At 38.2% G+C, this 13,274-nt stretch carries 16 protein-coding genes, 8 tRNA genes and 1 rRNA gene; 1 reads left to right on the top strand and 24 read right to left on the bottom strand.

Going from position 1 to position 13,274, the window contains the following annotated elements; translation table 11 throughout:
* The 24 genes from FG382_RS13820 to acpS form a co-directional block, all read right to left on the bottom strand.
* Positions 1-386, bottom strand: a 16S ribosomal RNA gene (locus FG382_RS13820); the annotation flags it as partial.
* Positions 387-522: 136 nt separating this feature from the next.
* A tRNA-Gly gene (locus tag FG382_RS13815) sits at positions 523-596 on the bottom strand.
* Between the two features lie 29 nt (positions 597-625).
* Positions 626-702, bottom strand: a tRNA-Arg gene (locus FG382_RS13810).
* A gap of 13 nt (positions 703-715) precedes the next feature.
* Positions 716-802 (bottom strand) — tRNA-Leu (locus FG382_RS13805).
* A 63-nt stretch (positions 803-865) separates the two neighbouring features.
* Positions 866-938 (bottom strand) — tRNA-Lys (locus tag FG382_RS13800).
* 7 nt (positions 939-945) lie between these two features.
* Positions 946-1,020, bottom strand: a tRNA-Gln gene (locus FG382_RS13795).
* Between the two features lie 3 nt (positions 1,021-1,023).
* Positions 1,024-1,099, bottom strand: a tRNA-Asp gene (locus FG382_RS13790).
* A 21-nt stretch (positions 1,100-1,120) separates the two neighbouring features.
* A tRNA-Glu gene (locus tag FG382_RS13785) sits at positions 1,121-1,192 on the bottom strand.
* 6 nt (positions 1,193-1,198) lie between these two features.
* Positions 1,199-1,273, bottom strand: a tRNA-Asn gene (locus FG382_RS13780).
* 80 nt (positions 1,274-1,353) lie between these two features.
* Positions 1,354-1,824: a SprT family protein gene (locus FG382_RS13775; protein WP_142539465.1), complete on the bottom strand. Its 471-nt coding sequence runs from the start codon at positions 1,822-1,824 to the stop codon at positions 1,354-1,356.
* A gap of 125 nt (positions 1,825-1,949) precedes the next feature.
* Positions 1,950-4,118 carry a Tex family protein gene (locus FG382_RS13770; protein ID WP_142539464.1) on the bottom strand — a complete coding sequence of 723 codons (2,169 nt, stop codon included), beginning with the start codon at positions 4,116-4,118 and terminating at the stop codon, positions 1,950-1,952.
* A 62-nt stretch (positions 4,119-4,180) separates the two neighbouring features.
* Positions 4,181-4,777 (bottom strand): SpoIIE family protein phosphatase, encoded by a 597-nt coding sequence (locus FG382_RS13765; RefSeq protein ID WP_229677414.1) that lies wholly within the window; start codon positions 4,775-4,777, stop codon positions 4,181-4,183.
* The gene (sigB, locus tag FG382_RS13760; RefSeq protein ID WP_142539463.1) at positions 4,774-5,559 is read right to left on the bottom strand and encodes an RNA polymerase sigma factor SigB; all 786 of its coding nucleotides are present in this window, start codon (positions 5,557-5,559) and stop codon (positions 4,774-4,776) included. The genes FG382_RS13765 and sigB overlap by 4 nt, the downstream gene beginning before the upstream one ends.
* The gene (rsbW, locus tag FG382_RS13755; protein ID WP_142539462.1) at positions 5,537-6,007 is read right to left on the bottom strand and encodes an anti-sigma B factor RsbW; all 471 of its coding nucleotides are present in this window, start codon (positions 6,005-6,007) and stop codon (positions 5,537-5,539) included. The genes sigB and rsbW overlap by 23 nt, the downstream gene beginning before the upstream one ends.
* Positions 5,994-6,341 (bottom strand): STAS domain-containing protein, encoded by a 348-nt coding sequence (locus FG382_RS13750; protein ID WP_142539461.1) that lies wholly within the window; start codon positions 6,339-6,341, stop codon positions 5,994-5,996. The genes rsbW and FG382_RS13750 overlap by 14 nt, the downstream gene beginning before the upstream one ends.
* A gap of 78 nt (positions 6,342-6,419) precedes the next feature.
* Positions 6,420-7,415, bottom strand: coding sequence for a PP2C family protein-serine/threonine phosphatase (locus FG382_RS13745; protein ID WP_142539460.1), 996 nt, complete (start codon positions 7,413-7,415; stop codon positions 6,420-6,422).
* Positions 7,416-7,431: 16 nt separating this feature from the next.
* Positions 7,432-7,833: an anti-sigma regulatory factor gene (locus FG382_RS13740; protein WP_142539459.1), complete on the bottom strand. Its 402-nt coding sequence runs from the start codon at positions 7,831-7,833 to the stop codon at positions 7,432-7,434.
* A 6-nt stretch (positions 7,834-7,839) separates the two neighbouring features.
* On the bottom strand, positions 7,840-8,202 hold the full coding sequence (locus FG382_RS13735; protein ID WP_142539458.1) for an STAS domain-containing protein: 363 nt from the start codon (positions 8,200-8,202) through the stop codon (positions 7,840-7,842).
* Entirely contained in the window at positions 8,199-9,029 is an 831-nt protein-coding gene (locus tag FG382_RS13730) for an STAS domain-containing protein (RefSeq protein ID WP_142539457.1), read from the bottom strand. Before FG382_RS13730 ends, FG382_RS13735 begins: the two co-directional genes overlap by 4 nt.
* A gap of 136 nt (positions 9,030-9,165) precedes the next feature.
* On the bottom strand, positions 9,166-9,516 hold the full coding sequence (locus tag FG382_RS13725) for a type II toxin-antitoxin system PemK/MazF family toxin (protein WP_093271851.1): 351 nt from the start codon (positions 9,514-9,516) through the stop codon (positions 9,166-9,168).
* A 4-nt stretch (positions 9,517-9,520) separates the two neighbouring features.
* Positions 9,521-9,802: a transcriptional regulator gene (locus FG382_RS13720; RefSeq protein WP_229677413.1), complete on the bottom strand. Its 282-nt coding sequence runs from the start codon at positions 9,800-9,802 to the stop codon at positions 9,521-9,523.
* Positions 9,803-9,934: 132 nt separating this feature from the next.
* Positions 9,935-11,041, bottom strand: a complete 1,107-nt coding sequence (gene alr, locus FG382_RS13715; protein ID WP_229677412.1) for an alanine racemase — start codon at positions 11,039-11,041, stop codon at positions 9,935-9,937.
* Between the two features lie 81 nt (positions 11,042-11,122).
* Positions 11,123-12,148 carry a LolA family protein gene (locus FG382_RS13710; RefSeq protein ID WP_142539454.1) on the bottom strand — a complete coding sequence of 342 codons (1,026 nt, stop codon included), beginning with the start codon at positions 12,146-12,148 and terminating at the stop codon, positions 11,123-11,125.
* A 58-nt stretch (positions 12,149-12,206) separates the two neighbouring features.
* Positions 12,207-12,560 (bottom strand): holo-ACP synthase, encoded by a 354-nt coding sequence (gene acpS / locus FG382_RS13705; protein WP_142539453.1) that lies wholly within the window; start codon positions 12,558-12,560, stop codon positions 12,207-12,209.
* Between the two features lie 68 nt (positions 12,561-12,628).
* Between acpS and FG382_RS13700 the strand changes: the two genes are divergently transcribed.
* A complete protein-coding gene (locus tag FG382_RS13700; RefSeq protein ID WP_142539452.1) occupies positions 12,629-13,258 on the top strand; it encodes a rhomboid family intramembrane serine protease in 630 nt (209 codons plus the stop codon).
* The last annotated feature ends 16 nt before the right edge of the window (positions 13,259-13,274 follow it).

Raw genomic sequence — 13,274 nt, 5'->3', positions numbered from 1 at the left:
CTCACGCGGCGTTGCTCCATCAGACTTTCGTCCATTGTGGAAGATTCCCTACTGCTGCCTCCCGTAGGAGTCTGGGCCGTGTCTCAGTCCCAGTGTGGCCGATCACCCTCTCAGGTCGGCTACGCATCGTCGCCTTGGTGAGCCGTTACCTCACCAACTAGCTAATGCGCCGCGGGCCCATCCTGTAGTGACAGCCGAAACCGTCTTTTAACATCTCCACATGTGAGGAAATGGATTATTCGGTATTAGCCCCGGTTTCCCGGAGTTATCCCAATCTACAGGGCAGGTNAATCAGAAGAAGCAAGCTTCTTCATCATTCGCTCGACTTGCATGTATTAGGCACGCCGCCAGCGTTCGTCCTGAGCCAGGATCAAACTCTCCATAATAGAGAACTTAAAAAGCTCATTTTGTTTTGCTGGCATCATCATTAAATGATGTCAAAATTTTTTTATGAAGTTAATCATAAACTATATGTCTTAACGTTTTGCATGTTCAGTTTTCAATGTTCATGGTTTTAATTAATGGAGCGGGTGAAGAGAATCGAACTCTCATCATCAGCTTGGAAGGCTGAGGTTTTACCACTAAACTACACCCGCATATATAAAATTCAATATTATTGTTTAATTGGCGCGCCCGGCAGGAGTCGAACCCACAACCTTCTGATCCGTAGTCAGACGCTCTATCCAATTGAGCTACGGGCGCTTAATGTGTGCTTTGGTGCGGCCGAGAGGACTTGAACCTCCACGGGGTTATCCCCCACTAGGCCCTCAACCTAGCGCGTCTGCCGTTCCGCCACGACCGCGTAGTTTTACTTGGACAAGACTTATGATACTCTCATCAATCGAGTTTGTCAACAATAAATTGATGAGCCATGAAGGACTCGAACCTTCGACCCTCTGATTAAAAGTCAGATGCTCTACCAACTGAGCTAATGGCTCGTACAAATGGCTGGGGTACCTGGATTCGAACCAGGGCATGACGGAATCAAAATCCGTTGCCTTACCGCTTGGCTATACCCCAAAATGGCGGTCCCGACCGGGATCGAACCGGCGATCTCCTGCGTGACAGGCAGGCATGTTAACCGCTACACCACGGGACCTTTAAAGATATAAAATTGAAATGACCCCTACGGGATTCGAACCCGTGTTACCGCCGTGAAAGGGCGGTGTCTTAACCGCTTGACCAAGGGGCCATATAATGGCTCCGAAGGTAGGACTCGAACCTACGACCAATCGGTTAACAGCCGATTGCTCTACCACTGAGCTACTTCGGAATATTTTTTGTCGTTTTGTTCTTCTCGACTTTTTCTATTATAGAGAGCCTTTTACAAAACGTCAACTACTTTTATGAAATTTATTTAAGTTTTTTTGAAGAAACTAAAATAAGACCTCCCAAACACTTACCACATCTGTATTTGCTCGTATTTAAACGAATTTTCCGATTATATAACAAGGAGCATTTTGTACATTGATATGTGTAAATTTTACTTCTTACCCGCTCCTCCCGCTCTACAAGAGTCGAACAAAATCTTGGAGAATTGGTTCTTTTTAAAAGCTCTCTAAAATCTGCATCTCTATGTTTATACCCTTTTCCTTCTATATGTAAATGATAATGACAAAGCTCGTGCTTGATCACCCCAATCAATTCATCCATCCCATGTTTTTCAAAAACAAGCGGATTAATTTCTATATGATGTGTTCTTAACATATATCTCCCACCTGTCGTGCGAAGACGTTTATTAAAATAAGCATCATGTCGGAAGTCTTTCCTAAAAACTTCTTTTGATACACTACAAACTAATTCAGTCAATTTTTCATCTGTCATACTTTTTCACTCCTATTAGAAAAACGCAAGCATCTATGACTGCATTGCAGGCAAGATGCTTGCGCTGAATCTGTATTTATAAAAGATAGTTGTCCAATGCTTTAACATTGGCAACTACTCATTTATTAAATCTGTTGCTCTGGAGGAAGCATGGTAAGTGCAATTCTTCCTTTATTTGCATCGAACTGATCTACCCAAACTGTTACTATATCTCCTAATGAAACAACATCTAGTGGGTGTTTGACAAAACCTTTTTTCAACTTGGAAATATGAACAAGTCCATCTTGTTTGACACCGACATCAACGAATGCCCCAAAGTCGACTACATTACGAACAGTTCCTTGGAGTTCCATTCCCGCTTTTAAATCTTCCATTTTAAGCACATCTGTTTTTAAAATAGGTTGTGGAAAAGCTTCTCGTGGATCTCGCGCCGGTTTGATCAATGTGTCTACTATATCTTTTAATGTAATGTCACCAATTTCTAATTCTTTACTTACTTCTACTATTGAAATGTTTTTTAAAGCCTCTTCCGCTTCTTTGGAGCCAATTTGTTCTTTTTTCAATCCTGCAATTGCTAGAACTTGTTCGGCCGCCTTATAACTTTCTGGATGAATTCCGGTCGCATCGAATGGATTCTTTGCATCTGGTACTCGTAAAAATCCAATTGCTTGCTCGTACGTTTTGGCACCTAGACGAGGTATTTTCTTAAGCTGTGCTCTAGAAGTGAACCTTCCTTGCTCATTACGTAAATTCACCACGTTTTCTGCCACCGTTTTGGATAGACCAGAAACGTATTGTAAAAGCGATGCAGATGCAGTGTTTACGTTTACTCCAACTTGGTTAACAGCAGTTTCTACTATAAAAGATAGCGACTCGGATAACTTTTTCTGTGATACGTCATGTTGGTATTGACCTACCCCTACCGCTTTTGGGTCTATTTTTACTAGTTCAGCTAGCGGATCTTGTAATCTTCTTGCAATTGATACAGCACTTCGCTGCTCCACTTGAAGATCAGGGAACTCATGTCTTGCGGTTTCGGATGCTGAATAAACACTCGCCCCAGCCTCATTGACAATAACATAGGCAACATCACCCTCTGCTTCTTTCAGACAATTTACTATAAACTGTTCTGTTTCGCGAGAAGCAGTACCATTGCCGATAGCGATTAACGAAATCGGGTACTTTTTAAGATAAGAAAGTACTTTCTTTTTCGAGCCTTCTATATCCATTTTCGGTGCATGTGGATAGATTGCGGAAACCTCTAATAATTTACCAGTATCGTCAACTACCGCTAGTTTACAACCAGTACGATATGCGGGATCGACTCCAAGAATCACTTTCCCTTTTAATGGCGGCTGTAATAGAAGGTTTCGTAGGTTCTCTGAAAAAATATGAATTGCTTGTGCTTCTGCTTTTTCAGTAAGCTCCGTTCGAATTTCACGTTCTACAGATGGCTGAATTAGACGTTTGTAGGAATCTTCTATTGCTAGTTTTACATGTTCTATTGCATCACTTGATGAATGATTAGGTATCCACTCTGTTTGCATAACGGTCGTCACCTTATTGACCGGTACTTGGACACTTACTTTTAAGACATCCTCTTTTTCCCCGCGATTAAGTGCTAATATACGATGTGGAACTATCTTTTTTACTGGTTCTGCATATTCATAGTACATCTCATAGACATTTTTCTCGTCTAATTCTGCCTTTTTCAAAGCACTGATTATTTGTCCGTCTACGCGTGAAATATTGCGGATTTGTTCTCGAATTTTTGCATCATCCGCAAATTGCTCAGCAAGTATGTCACGTGCACCTTGTAGAGCTTCTTCTATTGTTAGTACTTCTCGTTCTTCATTTAAAAAGTCTTCTGCTAAAACAGCAACTGACTCTTTTGGAAAGGTCATCAATAGACTCGCAAGTGGTTCTAAGCCTTTTTCTTTGGCAATCGTTGCCTTTGTTCTACGTTTTTGCTTGAATGGGCGATATAAATCTTCTACTCGTTGCAAAACAGTCGCATTTTGAATAGCGCTACTCAGTTCTTCTGTCAATTTCCCTTGCTCTTCAATAAGTCGTATCACTTCTTCTTTTCGCTGCTCTAGTTGTTGTATGTAGTTGTAGCGATCTTCAATTGCTTTTATTTGAACCTCATCTAACGAACCAGTTTGTTCTTTTCTATAACGTGCGATAAAAGGAACCGTATTTCCTTCTTCTAATAATTTGATAACCTGTTCAGCTTGTGATGACTTAACGCCAGTTTCTTTAGAAACAAGCTGAAGCATTTTCTTCATTTCCAAAACAAACACACCCTTTCCTTATTAGATTTATTTTAACACAAAAAAGCTTACTCTAATGCCTCCTAGAGTAAGCTTCCTACTATAAACGTAGCGTCGTCGCCATGTTCTATTGTATTAAGCACCGAATGATAAAGACAATTAGCATTAAGTGCATTTTTTATCGTTTTCTTGGGACTATTCATGTTTACACCATCAGAATGTAAGATGAATAAGTCATTTTTCTTACATGCATACGTCTGTGTTTTTACTTTTTGTTTTCTTCCCGATAAATAGCCCATTACTGGTAAGGGATATAACATTTTATCTGTTTCTCGTTGGTACATATAAAATTTGATATTCCCTATGCAACTGTATGAGATAGTTTGGAGATGATAATCTATCTTCACAATCGCAACAGCTGCGCCTCTTTTTTGAACCATTCGTTCATTACATCGCAATAATAATTCATCTAGTGATTCTTCGGGATATTTCTCTAGAATCTCAGGAATAATATCTGCAGATTCTTTTGCAATTGGACCATTTCCTAAACCATCGGCAATAGCGCACAGCATGAAGTCTTCGTTTTTCGATACATAGTATGTATCTCCTGATTCTAAATTACCCGTCTTGGCTTCCTGAAATACTAACAGCTCAACTTTTTCGTCCGAAAAATTCTTCACTTTACTACTCCACCTGACGCTAATATTGCCTCTTGCAATTTTTTTATCGCTTTTCGTTGAATTCTTGAAACATGCATTTGAGAAATTCCAAGTCGATCGCCTGTCTCTTTCTGGCTCAGCTGCTCCAAGTATGTAAGTTGTATTACTTCCTTTTCACGATCAGATAACACACCAAGAGCATTAGCTACCAGTAACCGTTGATCGGTCTTTTCGAACTCTCCGTCTGTTTTTCCAATTACATCGAATAATGTAATTGTACTTCCATCAGAATCTGATTCAAGTGAGTGGTCCATGGACAATGCTTGATAACTTTTTCCCATTTCCATAGCTTCTAATACATCTTCTACTTCTACGTTTAAGTATTCAGCAATTTCCGGAACTAAAGGCGAGCGTTGAAATTCGCTTGTTAACGTTTCTACCGCTACTCTGATCCGAGGGCCAAGCTCCTTTATTCTTCGTGGCACATGTACCGCCCATGTCTTATCACGAAGAAAACGTTTAATCTCACCTATGATTGTGGGGATAGCAAATGCTTCAAAGTTTTTACCGAATGTCGGATCATATCTTCGAATCGCACCAAGCAGTCCTACCATTCCTACTTGTACAATATCCTCATGATGGGATTTACCATTTGAATACTTTCTTGAGATGGACTCAACTAATCTTGTATAATTTAAAACTAAATTGGTCTGAGCTTCTTCACTCTCAGTGTTTTGGTATTCACTTATCCATTCAAGAATTTTTTCCTTGGATTGCTTGTTAGGAAGAGATGTGTTTGACATTACCATCCACCTGCTCTATTCCGACATGCTTCGTCATAAATACAGTTACACCTTCCTGTTGATGAACTTTCACCTCGTCCATTAATGTCTCAATTAAATATAATCCAAGGCCACCTTCTCTTAAAAAGGATATTTCTTCCGATTCATTATAAGGTCCAACTTGAGCTTTTGTTTCTTCGAAATTAAAGCTCTTTCCATGATCTGCTACCATTATTTCCATTTTTTCTTCATATAAAGCACATCCAATGACAACTTCGCCATCTTCCTCTTCGGAATACGCATGTTGAACAGCGTTTGTAATTGCTTCGCTCGCAGCTATTTTTAAATCTTCTATCTCGTCATATGTAAATCCAACACGATTGGCTAGACCTGAAATCGTTAAACGCGCTACGCTTACATATTGTGGCTTTGCTGGCACTCGAATTTCAACATAATCAAACGGTTTCATCTATTTTCACCTCTCCACTGCTCGCTTGAATATCCATAATTTCCCCTAATCCAGTAATATCAAACAATCGTTTTAAACGAGATGAAAGTCCGATTAGCTCCATATGACTATTTGATGCATTTATGCTCTTGTAAAAGCCAACAAATACTCCTAGCCCTGTGCTGTCCATGTAGGAAACATCCGTTAAGTCTATTATCACTTGTAGGTTTTCTTTTAAGTCAATCTCTGCAAGTTTTTCTCTTAAAGTTGGTGCTGTAAATGCATCAATTTCTCCTTTAATAATCCCATTAACTGTGAGTAGGTCTGTTTGATGCAGTTCAACTGAAATATTCATGTGTTTTATCCCCCGTTTTATCTATATAGTGTTTTAATACCACGATTCAACTAAAGTTAAACATCTTTGCGAAAAAAACTATATTTTTTTGAAAATCACAAGGGTGAAATCATCTCGTTGTTCAAAGTCTTGTAATTCTTCCAACTTATGAAATACATACTCTACCATTTCTTGGGCAGGCTGATCTCTAACATTTTCAATAATATCCATAATCGTTTTTTGCTCGATGAAGCCTTCTTTAGAACGACATTCTGTTACCCCGTCTGTCATCATCACAACAAAATCGCCTTTGTTTAGTGTAATGGATTGTTGTTCATATTTTACATTTGGAATGACTCCTAAGAGTAGACCTTTTGCTTGTAGCTCGGTAAAACTAGATGTCTCTGAGCAGTAAAAAAGTGGAGGTTCATGTCCAGCCGAAGCATACGTAAATTCACTTTTCGAAGTATCATACTTTCCGTAAAACATGGAAATGAACATTGAGTCACTTACGCTTTTCTCTACGATTCGATTGATCACATCTAAAACAATCACTGGATCTGTTTCAGCTCCGTCTAAACTGTCCATACCATATTTAATCATGGACATACATAGTGCAGCAGGGATACCTTTTCCGATAACATCTGCTACTGCTATGCCTACATGTGTGTTGTCATGTAAAAAGTGTGCATAGTCTCCATTCATTTCTTTGGCGGGAACAGTTATAATACCGATATCTAAATCGATTTCTTTTGGTACTTTCGTTTTTAACAATGTTTGTTGCACATTAGCAGCAAGTTCCATCTCCATCTTAATATTTTGCTGTTTTTGTATCAACGTCTGATGTTCTTTAAGTGCCAATCCATAACGTATCATTACTTCAATGAGTAGATCAAAAGAATGTTGTACATCTCCATCTAAATCAGACATAATCTCTTCTAGCGATGCCTTATGTATACTAATTACTTCCTCAGGAGAGATATTTTTCTGTATTAGTTGTCTACTAATATTTTGACCTTCATATAAATTATGTTCCGTCTGTTTCAATATATACTGTTCTAATATTTTTTTATATTGTTTTTTAAACTCTTCCATATTTGCTTCACCTTCCTTACCTCAACCACTTTGTTGCACTAATCACCGTACCTTCTCCAAAAACTGTTTCAATCTTAAAGTCATCCATAAGTCGCTTTACTCCCGGAAGTCCTGCACCTAATCCACCGGATGTTGTAAATCCATCTTCCATCACTTTACGGACATCTGCTATTCCTGGGCCTTTGTCAGATGCAATGACTTGTAACCCTTTAAGATTGCCTTCTGCAATTTGTTTTATTTCTATGTTACCTTTTCCTGCATATAAATAAATATTACGAGCAAGTTCACTAATCGCTGTTGTAATTCTAGCTTGGTCAACTGTACCGAAACCTACATCCTTCGCTTCATTTCTTCCAAGCTGTCTAGCAGCAACAATATCCCACTCAGTTATGATATCAACAGAAGACCTTAAGTTCATAATGGACTAGTCCTCCAATTCTCGTTCTAATTTTTCCAATCCATTTTCTAAATCTAGTGCTGTTACCACATTTTCTAATCTAATACCCAGCTCGATTAATGTAATGGCAACAGCAGGCTGAATACCTGTAATAACTACTTTTGCCCCCATTAACCCCGACATATTAATAACATCTCCTAGTACTTTTGCGATGAATGAGTCGATAAAGTCGATTGGAGTCAGGTCAAGTACTACTCCCCTTGCAGCGGTCGTGTGTAATTTTGCAAGCAAATCTTCTTGAAATGCTAACGCAGTTTGATCATCTAATTCCCATTGAATTGAAACGATTAGGCATTCTCTTAATTTTAAAATTGGAATTCTTGTCATCATTTTACGTTCACCTCTACAATTGCTCTATTTGTTAAAGCCAGGGCTTGTTCCATTCCTCTTTGCAATGTACTTGTCGTAGTAAAGTCAGTCAAATTTATACCAAGTGTTACGATTGTTTGTGCAATTTCAGGACGAATTCCTACCAACATACATTTGGCACCTACTAAACGAACGGCGTCCGCCGCCTGGATAATATGATGTGCAACCATCGTATCTACCACTGGAACACCAGTGATATCTAGCAGAACAACCTCTGCACGATGTTTTACCACACCTTGTAGTAAGTTTTCCATAATGAGCTTTGCACGTTCCGTATCAATCGTACCTACTAACGGCATGACAGAGATTTTATCAAATACGGGAATTAGAGATGCTGAGAGCTCTTGTAAGGCAATCTTTTGTAAATTCACGGTTTTTTCCCATACTTTTGAATATGCATCGACGACACTCTGGTTAAGTGGTGTTATCCAATTTGTCAGTACTTCTCTAAATGATTTATAATTACTTTCATTTAGCGACCCCTCTTCTTCCATTTCTTCGTAAATTACTTCTGAGAAATTGTTAAGAGCTCTGAGTACAAAAGTGATCGACCAGCCATAACGAACAATTTGCACAGAAAAATCCTTCAGCTTTTCATCATAGGTTTCTTCACTTGCCGTTAAACTAGAAACCATCAGTTCCCCAAATTCTCGAACAGTTGTGTCAATAACTTGGTCGGACATTATTTGAAAGAAACGGTCGTCTTGATCGTCCTCCATTTTTGCTTTCCATCTTTCTAAAATTTTATCTATATTTTTTTGAATGTATATTGCTATTTCTCTATTCATACTTTGTCGTACATCTCCTCTTTTAAATAGTCGTACCTATAGTTTAACGAATAGTGAGCTGATTTACATCTTTTAAGGTAAAAAATAAAAAACACAATGCGTATTTGTCGGCTACACATTGCGTTTTGTCTATGTATTAAAATTTTACAATTCCTAAGCTAATACCTAATGCATGATCAACTTCACACATAACATCTTCATCTAAATGTGTAATTTTATCCGTCAGCCTAGATTTGTCTATTGTACGCAATTGTTCTAGCAAGATAACTGAATCTCGTTCAAAATCGTACTGTTTCGCATTGATTTCCACATGTGTTGGTAATTTTGCTTTTTGAATTTGTGCGGTAATTGCTGCAATGATAACAGTAGGACTGAATCGATTTCCTATATCATTTTGAATCACCAAAACGGGTCTGGTTCCACCTTGTTCAGACCCGATTACAGGTGATAAATCTGCAAAAAAAACGTCCCCACGTTTTACGATCAAGTTTTCATCCTCCACTTACGAGTCGCTCTGTCGTATGTTGCGCTTCATATTCCGCATGTAAACATTCCGAACTTATGGATAAGTTTATATGAGACATTTCAACATAACCTTTCATCATCGCTTCTCTTATAAGATTTGCCTGGCCTTTCTTAATGTATTCATTTGCTTGGACACGAGCTATATTTTCACTAGTAGCGAATGATCGTTTGACAACCTTTACTCCTTCATTAACCATTTGCTTTGGAAGCTCTATAACTGCTTCCTTTTTCTTTTTTCCACTTACCACAGCAAACACCTCCGACAAAACATTTCCCTATATGACAATATACTTAATCTTACCATTACTAGAGGCATAATAAAAGACATTATAAGAAATGGTTAGACAAATCATTCACTAAGTTCGAGTTTTGTCGAAGAATTATTCACTATATAATCTAGGAAGTCTATTGGAAAAGGTGCAGCAAATTTCATATGGTATTGTCTGCAAAGCGTTTGCCCATTCTTCTATCCTAATCTCTTCATTCATTTGTTTCCCTAGCAACACTACTTTTTCACCGATATCCACCTGTTCATCTAAGCGGATCATACATTGATCCATACAAATTTTTCCGACGATCGGCATTCTTTTTCCTTTTATTAATACGGATTGGTTATGCAATTTTCGAAGCAGTCCATCTGCATAACCAATCGGTAGGGTTGCAATCCATTCATCCGATGAAGCCGTATATGATGCACCATAGCCAATCGAAGTACCTTTTTTCACTCTCTTCACATGCACTACTTCCGTATGTAGCGAAAGTGCTCTTTCCAATGGAAATGGGAGGTTTTCATCGATCCAGGGAGACGGTGCAATTCCGTACATCGATATACCAAAACGTACAGCATCCCAATCTTGACTAGGATTTCTAAGCGTAGCAGCACTATTAGAAGTGTGGACAATCGCTGGTCGTTGCTCAAATAAATCAAGCATCTGTTCGAATGCAGCGATTTGTTTCTTAAAATGAGTAGCATCCTCTTCGTCTGCTGTCGAAAAATGGGTAAAAACCCCCGTTACGTTTATCCACTTTCTATCGCGTACAAAAACAAGTGCTTTCTGCAATTCTTCCTGCTGTACAAAGCCAATTCGACCCATACCACTGTCGATTTTAATATGCGTTTTAAATGATTTTGTAAAATGACGTGTAGCAAATAACCACTCGTAGGAATATGCTGTTAATGTGATGTTGCGTTCTGATGCAATAGGTAAAAAAGAGATTGGGGAAGCTCCGAGAACAAGTATATCAGCAGTAACTCCTGCATCTCTTAACTGGACCGATTCCTCCGGGGAGGCGACGGCTAATAGAGTAGCTCCTGCTTGTAAGGCTGCATTTGCAACTTCAATTGCCCCGTGGCCATACGCATTTGCTTTTACGATGGCCATTATGCTTGTATGCTTTTGTAATTTTTCTTTTAAGTGCTTAATATTAGACTTGATGGCTTGTAAATCTACTTGAATAAATGTTGGACGGTAGTATGACTGAGACATGAGACTTCCCTCTTTTTCCGTATGTTTTACTATTATTCGTTTCATTATCCTACTAGTGAGAAGAAGTCGTCAAATAGAAATTTATTTCAATCCAGCTATCGTCATAGATGATGCAACTTCAATCATTTCTTCTTTCGTTAATGATGTAGAGGCGATGAAGAATGACATTCCATCCTGTTCCCAAGTAAGCGATTTATCCGTTACCGCTCCAACAGCTACACCTAAATCCACAGGATCCCCTGGTGCGAATACTGGGATTGTAGAAGATACGCTTGGATCGCTTAGCTGCTGAATAATTGTAAATTCTTTCTCACCGCTGAAGGTTAAAATAACTCGTCTATCGTCTTCTACTTTCATCTCTTTTTCATCGATTAAGTGAACACCTTCCCACTTAATCATTGGGTAATGTGTTTCAAACTCTTTGTTTTCCATTTCCGCTGAAGCTTCTACAGTGCCCTCTTCCGTTTTTCCAGTTGGTGCTGACTGTTCAATCTTGTAATCTCCTGCTGCATGCGCTTTCCCAAGTGATACCTGTTTAAATTTTATATGAATTTGTTCTTCTTTATTTTCATTTAAGATCGCAACATCTTTTGGCAATAAAGTCTTTTTATCAATATAGATTCTTTGAGTTGGTAGCATGTTTTTGTGATTATTAGAGGTTTTCGTTTCAAATACATAGTTATTTCCTTCTTCTTTGAATGTAGAATTTTTATCTTTTTTAATATCTTGCGCAAGCGAACCTATTAGATATGCTTGGCTATTTTCCGCTGGCCAGTTACTTTGAAACTTATACGTTTTGTTAAGCGCTGGTGTTACAACAAAAACTCCCTCTGTGTTACGTACGATCATTTGTGTATTTTCCGCATTCGCATCAGATACTTTCACGCGATAAAAATCAGGCTTTGTATGCCAAACTTCCACGTCATACACTCTCGGCTCTTGACCAGTTAAGATGCTCATCTCCGCAGTTAACTCATATCCTTTTGCATCCACCCACTTATTACTCAATTTTTTTAATACATCTTCTTTTGACTCAGCTCCACATGCAGATAGTACCAGGATCATCATTGCTAATACAAATAACAGTTTGGCCACTCGGCTTTTCAATCAGTCCATCCTTTCTATTATCACTGCGTTCGTTCATTGTATGTAGTTGGACGACCGGTTATGATTGGAGAATTACTTGAGCAGCTACATATTCTTTTGTATGAGTAATAGAAACAAAGCCATTCACTTGGTTTCCTTTAAAATAAAGACTTGGTTTCCCGTTATTTTCCTTGAGAATTTCAATATCATGAAAACTACATTCTTTTCCTATTCCCGTTCCTAACGCTTTCGAAAATGCTTCTTTTGCTGCAAACCTTCCCGCTAGAAATTCTAATTGTCGTGTAGCAGATAAATTTTGCATTTGTGCAATTTCTTGATTCGTTAAAATTCTTGCTTCAAATTTACTTGTTTTTTCTGTTAATTTTTTTATTCTAGATAATTCGGTTATGTCTAAACCTATTCCTGTAATCATAAGGGTTTCTCCTTTTCAAATATAGCTTCTCCAAGCTATAATATTAGTAGAAAAATCGAGGTGAAATAATGTTTACAAGAACAGAAAACTTCAAGCAATACATTAAATACTATCCAGTCGTTTCTACGCTGCTTGCTTTAAATATTGTTATTTATATTTTAACAAATATCCCAGTTCTGGGTGACGTGATATACTCTCAGGGTGTTCACTTTAACTTACTTATAAGCGAAGGGGAATATTGGCGTCTAGTCACCCCATTGTTTTTACATGCGACTTTTTTTCATTTGTTATTCAATATGTTCTCTCTTTATCTATTTGGACCAGAGCTAGAACAAATTGCAGGTAAAGCTCGTTTCTTAACCATTTATTTGTTAGCTGGTTTAGTCGGTAGTATTGCTACTTATTTAATACACGATTGGAACTATGTGAGTGTAGGTGCTAGTGGCTCTATTTATGGTATTCTTGGTGCCTTTGGAGCTTTAGTTTATTATACGAGAAATCTATTGCCACAGCTTAAGCAAATCATTGTCCCTATTATTGTTATTGGTGTTATTATGACATTTCTTCAGCCTAATATTAATGCCACTGCACATATTGCAGGTCTTGTTACTGGCTTTATCATCGGCATTATTTATTTTCACCCAAAACGAATTGCTGCTTGGAGAAAACGGAAAAGTAAGCTTAGATCAGTGAAGTAAAAAAGTATAAAAATTC

This window comes from Psychrobacillus lasiicapitis (genome assembly GCF_006861795.1).
Classification (GTDB): domain Bacteria; phylum Bacillota; class Bacilli; order Bacillales_A; family Planococcaceae; genus Psychrobacillus; species Psychrobacillus lasiicapitis.
This window is presented reverse-complemented; position numbering and strand designations above follow the sequence as displayed.

What these genes read in the sequence shown, in the direction of transcription:
- FG382_RS13775 (WP_142539465.1), bottom strand. Translation starts at nt 1,824, where the DNA reads ATGACAGATGAAAAATTGACTGAATTAGTTTGTAGTGTATCAAAAGAA.
- sigB (WP_142539463.1), bottom strand. Translation starts at nt 5,559, where the DNA reads ATGTCAAACACATCTCTTCCTAACAAGCAATCCAAGGAAAAAATTCTT.
- rsbW (WP_142539462.1), bottom strand. Translation starts at nt 6,007, where the DNA reads ATGAAACCGTTTGATTATGTTGAAATTCGAGTGCCAGCAAAGCCACAA.
- FG382_RS13750 (WP_142539461.1), bottom strand. Translation starts at nt 6,341, where the DNA reads ATGAATATTTCAGTTGAACTGCATCAAACAGACCTACTCACAGTTAAT.
- FG382_RS13745 (WP_142539460.1), bottom strand. Translation starts at nt 7,415, where the DNA reads ATGGAAGAGTTTAAAAAACAATATAAAAAAATATTAGAACAGTATATA.
- FG382_RS13740 (WP_142539459.1), bottom strand. Translation starts at nt 7,833, where the DNA reads ATGAACTTAAGGTCTTCTGTTGATATCATAACTGAGTGGGATATTGTT.
- FG382_RS13735 (WP_142539458.1), bottom strand. Translation starts at nt 8,202, where the DNA reads ATGATGACAAGAATTCCAATTTTAAAATTAAGAGAATGCCTAATCGTT.
- FG382_RS13730 (WP_142539457.1), bottom strand. Translation starts at nt 9,029, where the DNA reads ATGAATAGAGAAATAGCAATATACATTCAAAAAAATATAGATAAAATT.
- alr (WP_229677412.1), bottom strand. Translation starts at nt 11,041, where the DNA reads ATGTCTCAGTCATACTACCGTCCAACATTTATTCAAGTAGATTTACAA.
- acpS (WP_142539453.1), bottom strand. Translation starts at nt 12,560, where the DNA reads ATGATTACAGGAATAGGTTTAGACATAACCGAATTATCTAGAATAAAA.
- FG382_RS13700 (WP_142539452.1), top strand. Translation starts at nt 12,629, where the DNA reads ATGTTTACAAGAACAGAAAACTTCAAGCAATACATTAAATACTATCCA.